The sequence below is a fragment of the Streptomyces sp. NPDC028331 genome (assembly GCF_055565775.1).
Genome location: NZ_JBVHTR010000005.1, coordinates 51,435 through 67,809, shown reverse-complemented (window position 1 = coordinate 67,809; position 16,375 = coordinate 51,435). Strand labels below are relative to the sequence as shown.

The 16,375-nt window shown below is 71.6% G+C and carries 17 protein-coding genes, 1 pseudogene and 1 riboswitch; of the genes and pseudogenes, 11 read left to right on the top strand and 7 right to left on the bottom strand.

Annotated features, from left to right (window positions below):
- Positions 1-71 precede the first annotated feature (71 nt).
- Entirely contained in the window at positions 72-530 is a 459-nt protein-coding gene (locus tag ACZ4SW_RS08300; RefSeq protein WP_468240315.1) for an acyl-CoA thioesterase, read from the top strand.
- On the opposite strand, the gene ACZ4SW_RS08295 is transcribed toward ACZ4SW_RS08300, so the two are convergent.
- Positions 490-1,698, bottom strand: coding sequence for an MFS transporter (locus tag ACZ4SW_RS08295; RefSeq protein ID WP_468239565.1), 1,209 nt, complete (start codon positions 1,696-1,698; stop codon positions 490-492). The genes ACZ4SW_RS08300 and ACZ4SW_RS08295 overlap by 41 nt on opposite strands.
- Before the next feature lie 135 nt (positions 1,699-1,833).
- Between ACZ4SW_RS08295 and ACZ4SW_RS08290 the strand changes: the two genes are divergently transcribed.
- Positions 1,834-3,057, top strand: coding sequence for an ROK family transcriptional regulator (locus ACZ4SW_RS08290; RefSeq protein ID WP_468239563.1), 1,224 nt, complete (start codon positions 1,834-1,836; stop codon positions 3,055-3,057).
- Positions 3,058-3,212: 155 nt separating this feature from the next.
- Here ACZ4SW_RS08290 and ACZ4SW_RS08285 read toward each other — a convergent pair whose 3' ends face one another.
- The 6 genes and pseudogenes from ACZ4SW_RS08285 to ACZ4SW_RS08260 form a co-directional block, all read right to left on the bottom strand.
- Positions 3,213-3,992 carry a polysaccharide deacetylase family protein gene (locus ACZ4SW_RS08285; protein WP_468239560.1) on the bottom strand — a complete coding sequence of 260 codons (780 nt, stop codon included), beginning with the start codon at positions 3,990-3,992 and terminating at the stop codon, positions 3,213-3,215.
- Positions 3,993-4,023: 31 nt separating this feature from the next.
- The gene (locus ACZ4SW_RS08280; RefSeq protein ID WP_468239558.1) at positions 4,024-5,118 is read right to left on the bottom strand and encodes an acyltransferase family protein; all 1,095 of its coding nucleotides are present in this window, start codon (positions 5,116-5,118) and stop codon (positions 4,024-4,026) included.
- 152 nt (positions 5,119-5,270) lie between these two features.
- Positions 5,271-5,561, bottom strand: a pseudogene (locus tag ACZ4SW_RS08275) (methyltransferase); the annotation flags it as partial.
- A 91-nt stretch (positions 5,562-5,652) separates the two neighbouring features.
- Complete coding sequence (locus ACZ4SW_RS08270) at positions 5,653-6,609, bottom strand: transporter (RefSeq protein ID WP_468239555.1); 957 nt, start codon at positions 6,607-6,609, stop codon at positions 5,653-5,655.
- Positions 6,606-7,514, bottom strand: coding sequence for an ATP-binding cassette domain-containing protein (locus ACZ4SW_RS08265; protein ID WP_468239553.1), 909 nt, complete (start codon positions 7,512-7,514; stop codon positions 6,606-6,608). The genes ACZ4SW_RS08270 and ACZ4SW_RS08265 overlap by 4 nt, the downstream gene beginning before the upstream one ends.
- Positions 7,511-7,942, bottom strand: coding sequence for a GntR family transcriptional regulator (locus ACZ4SW_RS08260; RefSeq protein ID WP_468239550.1), 432 nt, complete (start codon positions 7,940-7,942; stop codon positions 7,511-7,513). Before ACZ4SW_RS08260 ends, ACZ4SW_RS08265 begins: the two co-directional genes overlap by 4 nt.
- Before the next feature lie 657 nt (positions 7,943-8,599).
- Positions 8,600-8,730: riboswitch (FMN riboswitch) on the top strand.
- Positions 8,731-8,879: 149 nt separating this feature from the next.
- Here ACZ4SW_RS08260 and ACZ4SW_RS08255 point away from each other — a divergent pair.
- The 9 genes from ACZ4SW_RS08255 to ACZ4SW_RS08215 all read left to right on the top strand — a co-directional run bounded on the left by ACZ4SW_RS08255 (position 8,880) and on the right by ACZ4SW_RS08215 (position 16,266).
- Entirely contained in the window at positions 8,880-9,482 is a 603-nt protein-coding gene (locus tag ACZ4SW_RS08255) for a riboflavin synthase (RefSeq protein WP_468239547.1), read from the top strand.
- Positions 9,479-10,123: a nicotinamide mononucleotide transporter family protein gene (locus ACZ4SW_RS08250; RefSeq protein ID WP_468239545.1), complete on the top strand. Its 645-nt coding sequence runs from the start codon at positions 9,479-9,481 to the stop codon at positions 10,121-10,123. Before ACZ4SW_RS08255 ends, ACZ4SW_RS08250 begins: the two co-directional genes overlap by 4 nt.
- A complete protein-coding gene (locus ACZ4SW_RS08245) occupies positions 10,120-11,412 on the top strand; it encodes a bifunctional 3,4-dihydroxy-2-butanone-4-phosphate synthase/GTP cyclohydrolase II (RefSeq protein WP_468239542.1) in 1,293 nt (430 codons plus the stop codon). Before ACZ4SW_RS08250 ends, ACZ4SW_RS08245 begins: the two co-directional genes overlap by 4 nt.
- Before the next feature lie 19 nt (positions 11,413-11,431).
- Positions 11,432-11,917: a 6,7-dimethyl-8-ribityllumazine synthase gene (gene ribH, locus ACZ4SW_RS08240; RefSeq protein ID WP_103842313.1), complete on the top strand. Its 486-nt coding sequence runs from the start codon at positions 11,432-11,434 to the stop codon at positions 11,915-11,917.
- Positions 11,918-11,951: 34 nt separating this feature from the next.
- Positions 11,952-12,224 carry a phosphoribosyl-ATP diphosphatase gene (locus ACZ4SW_RS08235; RefSeq protein ID WP_007491392.1) on the top strand — a complete coding sequence of 91 codons (273 nt, stop codon included), beginning with the start codon at positions 11,952-11,954 and terminating at the stop codon, positions 12,222-12,224.
- 62 nt (positions 12,225-12,286) lie between these two features.
- Positions 12,287-13,135, top strand: coding sequence for an ATP phosphoribosyltransferase (hisG, locus tag ACZ4SW_RS08230; RefSeq protein ID WP_468239540.1), 849 nt, complete (start codon positions 12,287-12,289; stop codon positions 13,133-13,135).
- A 15-nt stretch (positions 13,136-13,150) separates the two neighbouring features.
- Positions 13,151-13,606 (top strand): PH domain-containing protein, encoded by a 456-nt coding sequence (locus ACZ4SW_RS08225; RefSeq protein WP_468239537.1) that lies wholly within the window; start codon positions 13,151-13,153, stop codon positions 13,604-13,606.
- Between the two features lie 234 nt (positions 13,607-13,840).
- Positions 13,841-15,178, top strand: coding sequence for a hemolysin family protein (locus ACZ4SW_RS08220; RefSeq protein ID WP_468239535.1), 1,338 nt, complete (start codon positions 13,841-13,843; stop codon positions 15,176-15,178).
- Positions 15,175-16,266 carry a hemolysin family protein gene (locus ACZ4SW_RS08215; protein ID WP_468239532.1) on the top strand — a complete coding sequence of 364 codons (1,092 nt, stop codon included), beginning with the start codon at positions 15,175-15,177 and terminating at the stop codon, positions 16,264-16,266. Before ACZ4SW_RS08220 ends, ACZ4SW_RS08215 begins: the two co-directional genes overlap by 4 nt.
- Positions 16,267-16,375: the final 109 nt, after the last annotated feature.

The following is a 16,375-nucleotide window of genomic DNA, read 5'->3' as shown; positions in this document are numbered from 1 at the left end:
ACGGAGGAGCCCCGCCCGTGACCGTCGAAGCAGAGCCCGTGTCCCCGACCGTCGATGCGGATCCCGCTTCCGTGACCGCCGAGCCCCGGCCCGCACCCGCCGTGCCGTACGGCCGGCTGATCCCCGTCACCGTCCACTTCGACGACCTCGACGCGCTCGGACTGCTCCACAACGCCCGCTACCCGGTCATGGTCGAGCGCGCCTGGGCCACCCTGTGGCAGGAGCGCGGCTTCCGCTTCGAGGGCGACTGGGAGGCGGCGGGCGACTTCTGCAACGCCGTCAGGGAACTGCGGATCAGCTATGAGGCACCGGTCACCAAGCCCGGCGGGTACGCCGTGCACCTGTGGCTGGAGCGCCTCGGGAACACCGGGCTGACGTACGGGTTCCGGTTCTGCTCGGCCGACGGGTCGGTGACCTACGCGCACGGCAGCCGCGTCCTGGTCCGGCTGGACGCGGCGACCCTGCGCCCGACCTCGTGGAGCGAGCCGTTCAGGGCCGCGGGTCGGGAACTGCTGCGCTCGGCCGACTGACCTTCGGGCGGTCGCGGTCGCCCGCGCGCAGCACGCCCGCGAACCCCGCGAGCCCGCACGCCAGCACGGTCACCAGGCCGAACGACACCATCAGGCTGGTGGCCTGGGCCAGCGTGCCGATCGCCCCCGGCGCGACCAGGCCCGAGGTGTACGTGATGGTGGCCACGCCCGCGATGGCCTGACTCGGGTTGGGGCCGCTGCGGCCCGCCGCCGCGAAGCACAGCGGGACGACGACCGCGATGCCCAGACCCATCAGCGCGAACCCGCCCATCGCCACGGCCGGGTGGTTCGCCACGACGATGAGCAGCCCGCCGAGCGTGGCGAGGACGCCGCTCACCCGGACGGTGCGCACCGCCCCGTAGCGGTCCACCACCTTGTCGCCGGCGAGCCGGGCGACCGCCATGGTGAGCGTGAAACCGGTGGTGCAGGCGGCGGCCAGAGCGGCGGAACTCTCCAGCCGGTCGCGCAGGTAGACCGCCGACCAGTCCAGACTGGCGCCCTCCGCGAACACCGCGCAGAAGCCGACCGCGCCGATGAGCAGCGCCGACTTGGGCGGCAGCGCGAACCGGGGCGGCGGTTCCTCGTCCTCGGCGGGCTGCAGGTCCAGGACCCAGGTGCAGGCGATCAGGCCCAGTACGGTGAGCACCGCGGCGGCCAGGGCGTGGTGCAGCCGGGCGTCCGAGCCCAGATGGGCGGCGAGCGTGCCGGCCGCCGAGCCGATCAGGGCGCCCGCGCTCCACAGGCCGTGCAGTCCGGACATGATCGACCTGCCGAGACGGTTCTCCACCTCCACGCCGAGCGCGTTCATCGCGACGTCCGCCATGCCGGCCGAGGCGCCGTAGACGAACAGGGCCGCGCACAGGGTGGGCAGATCGGGGGAGAGGGACGGCAGGACCAGGGAGAGCGTCCACAGGGAGATCAGTCCGCGCAGCGCCGTCCGGGCGCCGAAGCGGTGGCTGATCCGGCCCGCGAGCGGCATCGCCACGGAAGCCCCGAGCGCGGGGAACGCGAGGGCGATGCCGAGCTGGCCCGCGCTGACGTGCGCGTGGTCCTGGATCCAGGGCACGCGGGTGGCGAACGAGCCGGTGACGGCGCCGTGCACGGCGAACACCGTCGCCACGGCGTACCGGGCGCGCCTGACCTCACGTTGTCGGCCCGCTTCTGTCATCCCGCTCATTCTCCGGCCCCTCCCGGCTGTGTGCTCCCGGTGCGCCGCCGTAAACTATCAGGAACCCTGCCTGATAGATAGGGGACGGTGGCTGCCCGCCGAGCGACGGTGTGGCCGATCTGGAAGGATCCCGGCATGCCCGCATCCCCGAGCACCGCCCGGGCCATCAACGACCGGGTCGCACTGCGCCTGCTGCAGCAGGAAGGCCCCTTGACGGCAGGGCAGTTGAAGCAGCTGACCGGTCTGTCCCGGCCCACGGTCGCCGACCTCGTCGAACGGCTCATGGCCGCCGGACTGATCGCGGTGGTGGGGGAGTCGGGCGAACAGCGGCGCGGCCCGAACGCGCGGCTGTACGGGATCGTCGCCGATCGCGCCCACCTCGCGGCCCTCGACGTGCGCACCGAGGGCGTGTCCGTCCTGGTGTCGGACCTGCTGGGCGGGGTGCTCGCGGAGGCGTCCGTGCCGATCGGCGGGGAGACCGGTACCGGTTCCGCCGTCGAGCAGGCGGTGGTCGTGGTGGAGCGTGCCGCGAAGGAGGCGGGTGCGGACCGGTTGCACACCGTCGGGATCGGGGCGCCGGGTCTGATCGACCCCGGCACCGGCGAACTCCGTGACTCCGCGGGGCTGCCGGAGTGGCACCGCCGTCTGGTCGCCGCGCTCCAGGAGCGGCTGCCCGCACGGGTGATCGTCGAGAACGAGACCAACCTCGCGGCGCTGGCCGAGCAGCGCGAGGGAGCGGCCCGGGACCGCGACACCTTCGTCCTGCTGTGGCTCGGGCATGGCACGGGCGCGGCGGTGGTCCTGGACGGCGCACTGCGGCGCGGTGCCTCGGGCGGCACCGGTGAGATCGGCTTCCTGCCGGTCCCGGGCACCGCCACCCTGCCGTCGGCGACGGACTGCGAGGGCGGGTTCCACTCGCTGGCGGGTGCGGCGGCGATCGTGGAACTGGCGGAAGAGCACGGGTGGTCGGCGGGACCGGCCGCGCACGAGCTGCCGGCGGCGGCACTGGTGCGGAGTGCGGTCGCGGCCGCCTCACGGGGCGGCCGCAGCGGGCCGGCGGACGACCCCCGAGCCGGGCGGGCCGGCGGTTTCCTGGACGCCCTCGCCGACCGGCTCGCCATCGGTGCCGCCTCCGTCGCGGCCCTCCTCGATCCCGGCTGCGTGGTGCTCGGCGGTGAGGTCGGGCAGGCCGGCGGGGACGTCCTCGCCACGCGGGTCGCACAGCGCCTGGTACGCCTTTCACCGCTGGCCACCGAGGTGCGCGCGAGCACCCTGGGCGGCGGCGCGGTCCTGCGGGGAGCCCTGCTGACGGCACGGGACGGAGCCCAGGAGGAGCTGTTCGCCCGGCTGGAACGCTAGACGATCAGGGGCGCGGACGGTCGAACGGCCGGGCGAACAGCCGTGGGCCGACCGGGCCCGGGCCGAACCGTCGTGGGCTCGCACCTCCACCAGGTGTGCCCGCACCTCGGGATCGCCTCGCGCGCGGCAGGCGGGGAAGCGCTCGCGGCGCTCCCTCACGGCCGGTAGACCATGCCCGGCCGGGGCGTGGCAGGTGCGAGCAGCTGCGACACCGTGACGATGGTGTAGCCGCGCTGTTCGAGCGCCTTGATGATCCCCGGCACGGCGGGCACAGTCCCCTTGTGCAGGTCGTGCAGCAGGATGATGCCGTCGCGGTGCGTCTGGTCGAGCACCCGCTTGGTGATCAGGGCCGAGTCGGTCGTCTCGTAGTCCTTGGCGGTGACGCTCCACAGCACCTGCGCCAGCCCCAAGTCCCGGCAGACCTTCGCCACTTCGCGGTTGGTGCGGCCCTCCGGCGGACGCATCAGGACGGGCCTGGTGCCGGTGATCCTCTCGATGGCGTCCTGCGTACGGGTCAGTTCCCGACGGGCGTTGTCCTCGTCGAGGTCCGTCAGCCTGCTGTGGTTCCAGGTGTGATTGCCGATCTCGTGCCCCTCGTCCGAGATGCGGCGCAGGATGCCGGGGTACTTCGCGATGTGGCCCGCGCCCTGAACGAAGAACGTGGCGTGCAGACCGTCCCGCTTCAGGATGTCCAGCAGCCTGGGGGTCGTCGGGCTGGGGCCGCCGTCGAAGGTCAGGGCCACGCACTTCGCCCTGCGGCAGTCGACGTTTCCGGCCACCGATCCCGAAGCCTGTGCTCGGGCGGCGCGCGGCGAGGTGTGGTCGTAGGTCGTGACCGTCAGGGCCGCAGTCAGCGCGATGGCCGACAGGGCGGCCACCGCTGTCGCGACGGCGATGAGCAGGCGAGAGCGTCTTGTACGGGTGATGAAGGGCATGCGAGATCTTTCTTCGGACGGGGTTCACGGGTTACCGCGTGTGGGCGGGAGCCGGCCTCGCGGCGGGGTCCTGAAGCCGCATGTCGAGCGTCAGGCGATGCCTCAGCAGGCGTCCGAGCCGACGCTCCACCGTTGTGTGGATGAGCAGGGACAGCCCCAGCACGCAGACGACGGACACCGCCATCGAAGGAAGCGGCCCCAGCATCGGAACGGCCCGGATCAAGCCCTTGGCCAAGGGAATTCCGATGCTTTGGTGGACGAGGTAGAAGGGGTAGGTGAGTCCCCCTGCGGTGACCAGCCAACGCCATCGCAGCCTCGCCAGCGGTCCTCCGACACCGGCCAGCGCCAGCAGCCCGAGACAGAGCGTGAGAACGGCCGCGCACACGGCCCAGGAGGGCGGGCTCTCGCCGGGGGGTACGGCGGCGTGATCGGCCACCCGGAGTTCGAGCACGGTCAGTTCGTAGGCCCAGGCGAAACCGAGCAGCAGCCACAGCAGGAGGCTCGGTCCGAACCTGTGCATGAGGTGGAGGACGATTCCGGCGACGAAGAGGCCGGTGTACCGGGGCAGTACGAATTCGTCGAGCAGCGGCGAGTGGAGTTCGAGCGCGATCACGGCGGCCAGGAGCCAGGCTCCGCAGAAGGTCGTCACCCGCCGGTACGACAGCCCGAAGACGAGCAGCACGGCCATCAGCAGGTAGAAACGGGCCTCCACCCAGAGCGTCCAGGCGACTCCGTCGACCAGTTCCACTCCCAGTGGTCCCGGAGCCATCGTCAGGTTTCCCAGGACGGTACGGGGGTCGATGCGGGTGGCGGCGGGCCAGTGGCCAACCCGTGAGACGAGGACGAGCGCGACGACGAGGAGTACGGCGCACCAGTAGGCCGGGAACAGCCGTGCGATGCGGGAGACGGTGAACTGTGCGGGGGTCCGCCCCCAGCAGCTCATGCAGATGACGAAGCCGCTGATGGCGAAGAAGAACTCGACGCCGAGCCAGCCGTAGCGGCTGATCTCGTGCAGGAACGGCGCGAGATCCCGGAGTTCGGTCCTTCCCCAGAAGTGCGGGGTGGGTGTGCCGAGGAAGTGGTACGCGGCCACCATCACCGCTGCCACCAGGCGGAGTCCGTCCATCGCGGCCAGGCGCGGCTGCCCGCTGTGAGGTTCAGGGGACGGCATGTCGGGGAAGCGGGGCCGTCTCACGCGGTGGGCAGGGGCGAGCGGCTGACACGTATCGTCGACTGGCCGTGCGGGCGCTTCTCCCGGTCCTCCATGAACCGCGCGTGCAGACCGTGCCGCCGCGCCACGTGGTCGAACTGCGTCCGTCCCAGCGCCGGCCGGCGGTCGTGGGTCCGGCTGCCGACCGCGGCTTCCGGGGTGCGGCGGGTGTCCGAGGCCGTCACGGCGCGGTAGTAGCCGACGTGGCGGGGGTGCTTGAGGCTAAGCCAGGCGTCCCGGCCGGCCCGGCGCAGGTACGGGACGACGCGGCCGGGGTGGCGCAGGGCGTAAGCGGTCTTGTGGGTGCGGGCGGCGCGGTTGTTGCGCAGTTTCTTCGGCGACTCGGCGTCGGCGGGCATGGCGGAGCGACCTCCGTGCGAAAGGGAATCCCGGTGGGGGATGAGGGCGAAAGGAAGGGGGAGGCGGATGGGTCCCGGTGCGTCGCCGCGGTCAGACGCGGCGCCGCAGGAGCAGCACGGTGACGACTGTGAGCAGGACGGCCAGGCCCCCGAGGACGGCGGTGTCGGTCCACTGGAAGGTCCAGTAGTCACCGGCCGGGTTGGCCTCGTAGAAGCGGGCGACGTACCCGTGCGCCGCCATGCACTCCTTGAGCTGGGCGCCCGACGGGAACGGGCAGTTCAGCACGTCGTCGTGGCGGCCGGAGGCGGTGATCAGGCCGTAGTCGCCGGTCGACCACTTCTCGCCCATCGGCGGTTTGGGGGTGCTGCCGGCGCTGACGTAGGTGTGCGGCGGGACCAGCAGCCGGGCCCGGTGCGTCCAGTCCAGCAGGAGCGTCGTCACCCCCGTCACCAGCAGGGTCAGGACCATCGCCGCCAGCACCCGGCGGACCAGCAGGCCCAGCAGGATGCCGGCCGCCAGGCCGAACAGGGCGGCTGCGACGACGCGGGGGCCCGAGCCGCTCAGGGCCGCGTCGTCGTACCAGAACAGGCCGTAGCTCCGGTCCGCGGCCGGACGCCACCACCAGGCGAACACCCCCGCGAGCAGGCCGGAGAGGGCGATGGTGGTCGCAGCGGCCAGGGCGAACCGGGAGGCGAACCACTGGCCGCGGCTCACGCCCTGGACGAGGATCATGCGATGCGTGCCCAGTTCCCGGTCGCGGCCCAGCAGCGGGGCGCCCCAGAAGACGCCGATGACGACGGGCAGGGCGATGTTCAGCGCCCCGAGGTACTTCAGCGGCTCGACGTCCAGCAGCAGGGGCAGCCCGGTGTCGGGCCGTGTGCAGTACAGCGGCCCGGTGCCGCAGTGGTCGAACAGCCCGCTGTGCAGGGCGTCCAGCATCCCGGAGCGGTAGTACGCGGCGATCGCCGCAGCGACGACCAGGGCGGCCGCGCCGATGCCGGCCGACACGCGCTGCTGGCGCCATGCGAGCCAGAGGGAGCCCTTCACGCCGCCGCCTCCGTCCGCTCGGCGGGGACGGGGTGACCCGGCTCACCGGCCTGGAGGTAGCCGATCATGATGTCCCCCAGCCTGGGGCGTTCGACGTGCCAGTCGCCGCGCAGCGGTCCGCGCTGCCGTATCAGGGCGGTCAGCTGCCTGCCACCGGTACGGCTCCGCACGACGGTGTGTCCGGCCAGGGTGTCGGCCTGGCCGGCGGGTCCGGTCAGTACCGCATGGCTTGCGCGCAGCGCCTCGGCGTCCTCGCTCAGCTCGACGCGGCCGTCCCGCAGTACCAGCACCCAGTCGCAGGTCTCCTCGAGTTCGGGCAGGACGTGCGAGGACAGCACGATGCTCATACCGCGCTCCACGGTCTCGGCCATCAGCTGCGCCATGATCTCGCCTCGTGCCACGGGGTCCAGGTCGGCCAACGGCTCGTCGAGAAGCAGGAGTTCGGGTCGCTTCCCCAGTGCCAGGGCGAGCGCGACGCGAGTGCGCCGCCCGGGGGACAGCTCGCCGACGCGGGCGTGGAGCGGGACGTCGCCCTCGCGGATGATCCGCTCGGCGGTCGTCCGGTTCCACGAGGAGTTCAGTCTCTCGCCCATCAGCAGGGTGTCCGCAACGGTGAAGCGCGGGTAGAGCGGCTTGTCCTGGGTGAGCAGCGCGACGCGGGCGCGGGCCTCTGACGTGCCGGGTACGGCGCCCAGCACACGCAGCCGCCCGGACGCGGGCCGCAGCAGGCCGCCGGCCAGGTGCAGCAGGGTGCTCTTGCCGGCGCCGTTGCGTCCGACGAGTGCGGTGATACGACCGCCGGGCACGGTGAACTCGCAGTCCCGCAGGGCCCAGCCGCCCCGCCTCCGGTACCGGAATGCCAGTCCCGTGGCGCACAGCGCGGCCGACGCGTCAGCCCCGGTCATGCGTCCTCCTTCTTTCGTTCCCGGTCGCCCGGGGTCTCACTGTCGTGCTCGGTGTCGTAGGCGTCCAGCGCGGCTGTGACCAGGGCGAGGACGTCGGCCCGCTCCAGCCCCCCGGCCCGCGCGCGGGCCACCCAGTCGGCGACCTCCCGGCGCAGCGGAGAGTCGTTCCCCGCGCCGGGCCGGGCGAGCGACCGTGTCACGAAGGTCCCGAGGCCACGGCGCAGCTCCACCAGACCGGCCTGCTCCATGTCGCGGTAGGCCCGCAGCACCGTGTTGGGGTTGATGGCGGTCGCCGCCACCACCTCCTTGGCCGTGGGCAGCTTGTCCCCGACCCGCAAGGTCCCCATCCGGAGCGCCCGTTCGGTCTGCTCGACGATCTGCACGTAGGCCGGCACGCCGCTGCCACGGTCGATCCGGTAGTCGATCACGTCGCCTTCCTCGGTTCCACCAGGCTTGTATTAATGAATTAGTGGAAGCATGGTGGATGTCCGGCGGCGATGTCAAACGCCGAGCCGAGGGGAGAGTGGCGGGACCGGCAGTTGCGACGGCGGGATTCACGGACGCGGGGAGGCTGTCCCCGTGGCCCGGGCGATGCCGGGCTTGCGAACGGCGTCCGACCGTCGACCGTCCGGGCCTGCCCGTCCTGGCCTGCCCGTCTTGGCCGGCGGTGGTTGCGTCAACGCCGAAACCGACCCGCTTCCCGGCCCGGTCCCACCGCACCGGCGGCGCACCCGTCACCCGCTCGCCGGTCGCCTGCGGCCGCTGGGCCGTGCGGGCACGGCTCGTCCGGGCCTCGCGTGCGGAGGCCCGGCGGCGGGCAAGGGCCTTCGTCACCGCCGCCGGGCTGTTCGAGGGCGGCGCAGGGTGCCGCGACCGCCGACCCTAAGAGGACCGGATCCGGCCGGTCAATAGGTATGGACCAATCCTCAACTGCTGTTCGCGGGGCGCCGTTTGGCCGCGATGGCGACGCGGTGGGCCGGTGGCCGCCGCCGGACATGTCCAGCATGTGAACGTGTGAGCCACCCCACAGCAGTTCATCCGGTTGGCCACCGATCAGTCGTGGCACACTGAGGCTGTAACAGAAGCAGCGCACTCCGGGGTCGGTGAAAGTCCGAACCGGCGGTTATAGTCCGCGACCCGGTCGCTTCCAGCGGCCGGTTGACCAGGTGGAATTCCTGGACCGACGGTTAAAGTCCGGATGGGAGGCAGTGCGCGGCGGGCGGGCAACCATGCGCGCCGCCGTACCGGCTCGTCCACGTGGACGGGTCCCGTCCGGCGTCGCCCCCGGTGTCCTCGCTCGTCATCTGCTGTCGTCATCGACAGGCCCCGGAGTCCGTGCCCCATCGAGGCAGGAGGACCCGGGAAGTGTTCACCGGAATCGTCGAAGAGCTGGGTGAGATCACCGCCGTAGAGAACCTCGGCGACTCCTCCCGGTTCCGGGTCCGCGGACCCGTCGTCACCGAAGGCGCACGTCACGGCGACTCCATCGCGGTCAACGGCGTCTGTCTCACCGTCGTGGAGCACGAGGGCGACGAGTTCACCGCCGACGTCATGGCGGAGACCCTGAACCGCTCCAGCCTCGGCGCCCTCGCCGTCGGCTCCCGCGTCAACCTGGAACGCCCCACCGCCGTCGGCACCCGCCTCGGCGGCCACATCGTGCAGGGCCATGTCGACGGCACCGGCACGGTCCTGGAGCGCAAGCCCTCCGAGCACTGGGAGATCGTGAAGATCTCGCTCCCGGCGGACCTGGCCCGCTACGTCGTGGAGAAGGGCTCCATCACGGTGGACGGCATCAGCCTCACCGTCGTCGACGTCGGACCCGACCACTTCTCCGTGAGCCTCATCCCGACCACCCTCGCGCTGACCACCCTCGGCAGCAAGCAGCCCGGCGACCCGGTCAACCTCGAGGTCGACATCATCGCCAAGTACGTCGAGAGCCTGCTTGCCGGTCAGGGGGTCACCCGGTGAACTGGCTGAACTCCGAGGCGTTCACGCTCCTCGGCCAGCACATCAAGTGGTCCGACATGATCGGCAACCTGATCGGTCTGCTGGGCCTCGCCTTCGGCTGGCGGCGCTCCATATGGACCTGGCCGGTGCAGTTCCTGTCCGGCCTGATCCTCTTCGCCGCCTTCGCCACGGCCCACCTCTCCGGCAGCGCCGGCAAGCAGGTCGTCGTCATGGTCGTCGCCGTCTACGGCTGGTGGAAGTGGAACCGCGGCAAGGACCAGGCGGCGGACGGCCACATCGCACCCCGCTTCGCCACCTGGCGCGAACGCGGCATCCTGGTCGCCGCCGCGGCCGTGGGCACCCTGGCCGTCGCCGGTCTGTTCACCGCCTACCCGGCACTGTCGTGGGACCCGTGGCCGGACGCCTACATCTTCGTCGGCACGATCGTCGCCATGTACGCCCAGGCGCGCGGCATGGTCGAGTTCTGGTTCGCCTGGCTGCTGGTCGACGCCGTCGGCGTCCCGCTCAACTTCGCCAACGGCTTCGCCTTCTCCGGATTCGTCTACATCATCTACGGCGCACTCGTCCTGTGGGGCATGCGCGACTGGTGGCTGCGCTCCCGCAGGGCCGCGCGGCCCGTCCTGGAAGGAGCCGCCGCATGAGCACGGCGCCGATCCTGTACAGCACGGACCACATCGAGGACTTCGCGCTCGACCCGGTCGAGCAGGCCATCGCCGACATCGCGGCCGGCCGCCCGATCGTGGTCGTCGACGACGAGGACCGCGAGAACGAGGGCGACCTCGTCATCGCCGCCGAGAAGGTCACCCCCGAGATCATCGCCTTCATGATGAGCGAGTGCCGCGGCCTGATCTGCGCCCCCATGGAGGGCGAGGAGCTGGACCGGCTGGGGCTCCCGCAGATGGTCGACGAGAACACCGAGTCGATGAAGACCGCCTTCACCGTCTCCGTCGACGCCTCCGGGGCTCACGGCGTGACCACCGGCATCTCCGCCGCCGATCGCGCCACCACGCTCCAGTTGCTCGCGAGCGGCACCGCGGAACCCGCCGACTTCGTCCGCCCCGGCCATGTCTTCCCGCTGCGCGCCAAGCCCGGCGGAGTGCTGGTCCGCAACGGCCACACCGAGGCCGCCGTCGACCTGGCACGGCTCGCGGGACTGCGCCCGGCCGGTGCCATCGTGGAGATCGCCGGCGAGGACGGCCACATGCTGCGGCTGCCCGAGCTGATCCCGTTCGCCCGCAAGCACGGCCTGACGATCATCTCCATCGAGGACCTGATCGCCTACCGGCGCACCTGTGAGGAACCGACCGTCCGCCGCGAGGCCGAGGTCCGGCTCCCCACCGCCCACGGGACCTTCACGGCCTACGGCTACCGGTCCACCGTCGACGGCGTCGAGCACGTCGCCCTCGTCCACGGCGGGATCGGCGACGGTGAGGACGTTCTGGTCCGGGTCCACTCCGAGTGCCTCACCGGCGACGTCTTCGGCTCCGCACGCTGCGACTGCGGACCGCAGCTCGAGGCGTCCCTGCAGCGCATCCAGGCCGAGGGCCGGGGCGTGGTCGTCTACCTGCGCGGCCACGAAGGACGCGGCATCGGACTGATGTCCAAGCTGCGCGCGTACGAACTCCAGGAGCGCGGCCGCGACACGCTGGACGCCAACCTGGAGCTGGGCCTGCCCGCCGACGCCCGGGACTACGCCGCAGGCGCCCGGATCCTGCAGGACCTCGGCGTGCGGAGCGTCCGCCTGATGACCAACAACCCGGACAAGAGCGACGCCCTGCTCCGGCACGGGCTGAAGGTCACCGCCCGGGAGCCGATGCCGGTCCAGGCGGGCGAACACAACCTCCGCTACCTGCGCACCAAGCGGGACCGGATGGGGCACGACCTGCCCTGGCTGGACACCACCGCCGTGTCCACCTGCGGCAACCAGTAACAGAGCACTGAGGAGAGACGTGAGCGGCAAGGGTGCACCGGAGCTGTCCGTGCGGAACGTGAGCGACCTGCGGGTCGCCGTCATCGCGGCACAGTGGCACGACAAGGTGATGGACGGTCTGGTCGACGGCGCCCTGCGCGCCCTGCGGGAGCTGGGGATCGACGAGCCGACCCTGCTCAGGGTCCCCGGCAGTTTCGAGCTGCCGGTCGCGGCCAAGGTGCTCGCGGGCCGCGGATACGACGCCATCGTGGCACTCGGTGTCGTCATCCGCGGCGGCACCCCCCACTTCGACTACGTGTGCCAGGGCGTCACGCAGGGACTGACCCAGGTCTCCGTCGAGACCGGCGTCCCCGTCGGCTTCGGCGTACTGACGTGCGACACGGAGGAGCAGGCCCTGGACCGCGCGGGCCTCGAGGGCTCCAACGAGGACAAGGGGCACGAGGCGGTGACGGCGGCGGTGGCGACGGCCGCCACGCTCCGCTCGGTATCCGAACCCTGGCACTGAGGTACGGCCCTGAGCGCGTAGGGTAAGGACCACCATGTCCAAGAAGACGTTCGAGGAGCTCTTCACCGAGCTCCAGCACAAGGCCGCCCACGGCGATCCCGCCACCTCCCGCACCGCCGAGCTGGTCGGCAAGGGCGTCCATGCCATCGGCAAGAAGGTCGTCGAAGAGGCCGCCGAGGTCTGGATGGCCGCCGAGTACGAGGGCAAGGAGGCGGCCGCCGAGGAGATCTCCCAGCTGCTCTACCACGTACAGGTGATGATGGTGGCGCGCGGGATCTCCCTGGACGACGTCTACGCCCACCTCTGAGCCGTACACCGAACATTCGCACATCCGTACGTCCGTACGCACGAACGAAGGAAGCCGACCTCATGCTGCGCATCGCCGTCCCCAACAAGGGTTCACTGTCCGGCCCTGCGGCGGAGATGCTGCATGAGGCCGGCTACCAGCAGCGCCGGGAGTCCAAGGAGCTCAGGATCGTCGACCCGGAGAACGAGGTCGAGTTCTTCTACCTCCGCCCCCGCGACATCGCGATCTACGTCTCCTCCGGCCGCCTCGACATCGGCATCACCGGCCGTGACCTGCTCATCGACTCCGGTGCCAACGCCGAGGAGATCCTCCCGCTGGGCTTCGCCCGCTCCACGTTCCGCTACGCCACCAAGCCCGGCACGGCGGTCGGCGTCGCGGATCTGAACGGCATGACGATCGCCACCTCCTACGAGGGCATCGTCGCCAAGCACCTCGCGGACAACGGCATCGACGCCTCCGTCGTCCACCTGGACGGCGCGGTGGAGACCGCCATCCAGCTCGGCGTCGCCCAGGTCATCGCGGACGTCGTGGAGACCGGTACCAGCCTGCGCAACGCGGGCCTGGAGGTCATCGGCGAGCCGATCATGAAGTCCGAGGCGATCGTCATCCGCCGCACCGGCGCCGACACCGAAGAGCCCAAGGTCCAGCAGTTCCTGCGCCGCCTCCAGGGCGTCCTGGTGGCCCGGACGTACGTGATGATGGACTACGACTGCCGCGTCGAGCAGCTCGAGAAGGCCGTCGCCCTCACCCCGGGCCTGGAGTCGCCGACCGTCTCCCCGCTGCACAACGAGGGCTGGGTCGCCGTGCGGGCCATGGTCCCGGCCAAGGAAGCCCAGCGGATCATGGACGACCTGTACGACATCGGCGCCCGGGCCATCCTCACCACGGCCATCCACGCCTGCCGCCTCTGAGGTCGCCGTACGCCGATGTCCGACCTGCCCACCCTCCCCGTCACCTTCCGGCCGGGCCGCACCCGGGCCGTGCTGCTGACCGCCGGCATCGCGATACTCGTGGTGATCACCACGGTCGCGCTGCTGCTGGACCAGCTCACCACCGGGGAACGCCTCAGCTTCATCCTCACGGGGGCCCTCCTCTTCGCAGTGCTGCTCCTGCTCGCCCGGCCCAAGGTCGTCGCCGAGGAGAGCGGGGTCACCGTCGTCAACATCGCCAGCCGGCGCCACCTGGACTGGGCGGAAATCCTCCAGGTCAACCTGCGTCCCGGCGACCCCTGGGTGTTCCTGAACCTCAGCGACGGCACGTCCCTGCCCGCCCTCGGCATCCAGCCGGGCATCGCCAAGCAGCGCGCCATCGAGGACGCCCGCACCCTCCGGGCGCTCGCCGAAGCCCGCTCCACCCCCGATCCCGACCGACATCACGACTGACTCAGGGCCGTCCACCCTGCCGCACAGGGCGATGTCTTGATTAATCTGGTGGCAGAGGCGCTTACGTGGCGCCTCCGCCCCTGAGGTTCCACCCGGTGCTCAGGGGTTCCTGCTACCCGAGGAGTGACTCCCCCCGGCGATGGACGGATCGTCCTGTAGTACCTGCGCCGCCCCCTGCCGACATAGCGCGGACCGTCTCCACGAGGCCCGCGTGCACGCGGAGGCGGCGGCATCATGACCATCCCCCTGCTGCTCCTCGGAGCGGCGTTCCTGCTGATTCTCGCCAACGGTTTCTTCGTCGCGGCCGAGTTCGGGCTCGTCACGGTCGAGCGCCCGGACGCCGAGCGCGCCGCGGCCGAGGGCGACCGACGCGCCCGTACGGTCGTGGAGTCGCTCAGGGAGCTGTCCTTCCAGCTCTCCGGCACCCAGCTCGGCATCACCATCACCTCGCTCGTCGTCGGCATGCTCGCCGAACCGGCGCTCGCGGAGGTGCTGCACGCCCCGTTCGCGCTGATCGGGCTCCCCGACGGGGCGGCGAGCGGCGTCGCGGTGGTCGTCGGCATGCTGCTCGCCTCGGCCGCGCAGATGGTGATCGGCGAACTCGTCCCCAAGAACTGGGCGGTGTCCCGGCCCCTCCAGGTCGCGCGCTTCGTCGCCGGCCCCCAGCACCTGTTCTCCCGGCTGTTCCGCCCCGTCATCGCGGCCCTGAACGCGGTCGCCAACCGCCTGGTGCGCGCCCTGGGCGTCGAACCCGCCGAGGAACTGGCCTCCGCGCGCACCCCCGGCGAGCTCGTCTCGCTGGCCCGCCACTCCGCGCTGGCCGGCGCGCTGGAGCAGGACACGGCCGACCTGTTCGTCCGCACGCTCTCCCTCGGAGAACTGACCGCACAGCACGTGATGACCCCGCGGGTGAAGGTGAGCGCGCTGCAGTCCTCCGCCACCGCAGAGGACGTGGTCAACCTCACCCGGGCCACCGGCCTGTCCCGCTTCCCCGTCTACCGGGAGAAGATCGACGAAATCGTCGGCATGGTCCACCTCAAGGACGCCCTCGCGGTGCCCAGGCACGAACGGCTGCGCATGCCCGTCACCCGGATCGCCCAGGCGCCCCTGCTCGTCCCGGAGACACTGCCCGTCCAGCCCCTCCTGGAGCTGCTGCGCAGCCAGCAGCCCATCGCCGTCGTCGTCGACGAGTACGGCGGCACGGCGGGCGTCGTCACCCTGGAGGACATCGTCGAGGAGCTGGTCGGCGAGGTGCGCGACGAGCACGACGGCCTCGACCTGCCGGAACTCGCCGTCGCGCCGCCCGAGGACGGGCGCCCCGCATGGGACGCCGACGGAAGCTGCCGGGTCGACATCCTCAAGCGGATAGGCCTGGACGTACCCGAAGGACCGTACGAGACCGTGGCCGGACTGGTCGCCGACCTGCTGGGCCGCATCCCCGCCCTCGGTGACCGGGCCGAGCTGCCGGGCTGGCGGCTCACCGTCCGCCAGGTCGGTCACTACCGCGCCGAGCGCGTCCGGCTCGTGAAGCTCGCGGACACCGCCGCACCGGCTGCGGAGGCGGTGCGATGAGCCTGCTCCAACTCCTCTTCGCGGCGCTGCTGGTGCTCGTCAACGGGTTCTTCGTCGGCGCCGAGTTCGCGCTCGTGTCCGTCCGCCGCAGCCAGATCGAGCCGCTGGGGACCGCCCGCGCGCGGCAGGTGCTGTACGGCCTCGAGCGGCTGCCGCAGATGATGGCCGCGGCCCAGTTCGGCATCACCGTGTGCTCCCTGACCCTGGGCGCCGTGGCCGAGCCGACCGTCGCGCATCTGCTCGAACCGGTGTTCGCGGCGGCGCACATCCCGGACGAGATGGTCCACCCGCTCGGCTATGTGATCGCGCTCGCCGCGGTCGTCTTCTTCCACCTGGTGATCGGCGAGATGGTGCCGAAGAACCTGGCGATGGCGGCCCCGGAGAAGGCCGCGCTGTGGCTGAGCCCGGGCCTGGTGGCGTTCGCACGGCTGTGCCGTCCGGTGACGGTCACGCTGAGCGCCTGCGCCCGGGTGATCCTCAAACTGTTCCGGGTCGAACCCAAGGACGAGGTCGAGGCCGCCTTCACGAGCGAGCAGCTCAACCAGCTCGTCGAGGACTCCGGCCAGGCCGGCCTGCTCGACCCCGAGGAGGCCGAGCGGCTGGAGGACGCGCTGGAGCTGGGCTCGCGCCCGGTCACGGACGTGCTCCTGGACCCGGACCTGCTGGTGACGGTCGAGCCCACGGTGACCCCGGGCGAGGTAGTCGCCCTCACCGCACGCACGGGCTACTCACGCTTCCCCGTGGTCGCGGGGAACGGCGCCTTCATGGGCTACCTGCACGTCAAGGACGTCCTGGACCTCGAGGAATCGGAGCGGGCGGTTCCCCAGCAGCTCTGGCGGCCCATGACGACGCTCGCCGCGGAACTCCCGCTGGACGACGCGCTGACGGTGATGCGCCGGGCGGCCACCCACCTGGCCCAGGTGGCGGACACCTCCGGCCGGGTACTGGGCCTGGTCGCGCTGGAGGACGTACTCGAACTCCTGGTGGGCGAGGTCAGGGACCCGGCGCACCGGGATGCCGACGCCCCGCGGCCGAAGCTGGCGGACCCCCGCTCCAGCGAGGCCCCGGAAGGGGTGCTCACGAGCTGACCCTCGCGCGTGGCGGAACCAACGAGAGGGGGAGAAAACGACAGCGGACCGGTGTCCCCTTCACATGTGGTCCCCAAAAAAAACCGGACAAGGGAGGCGTCCGTTCCCG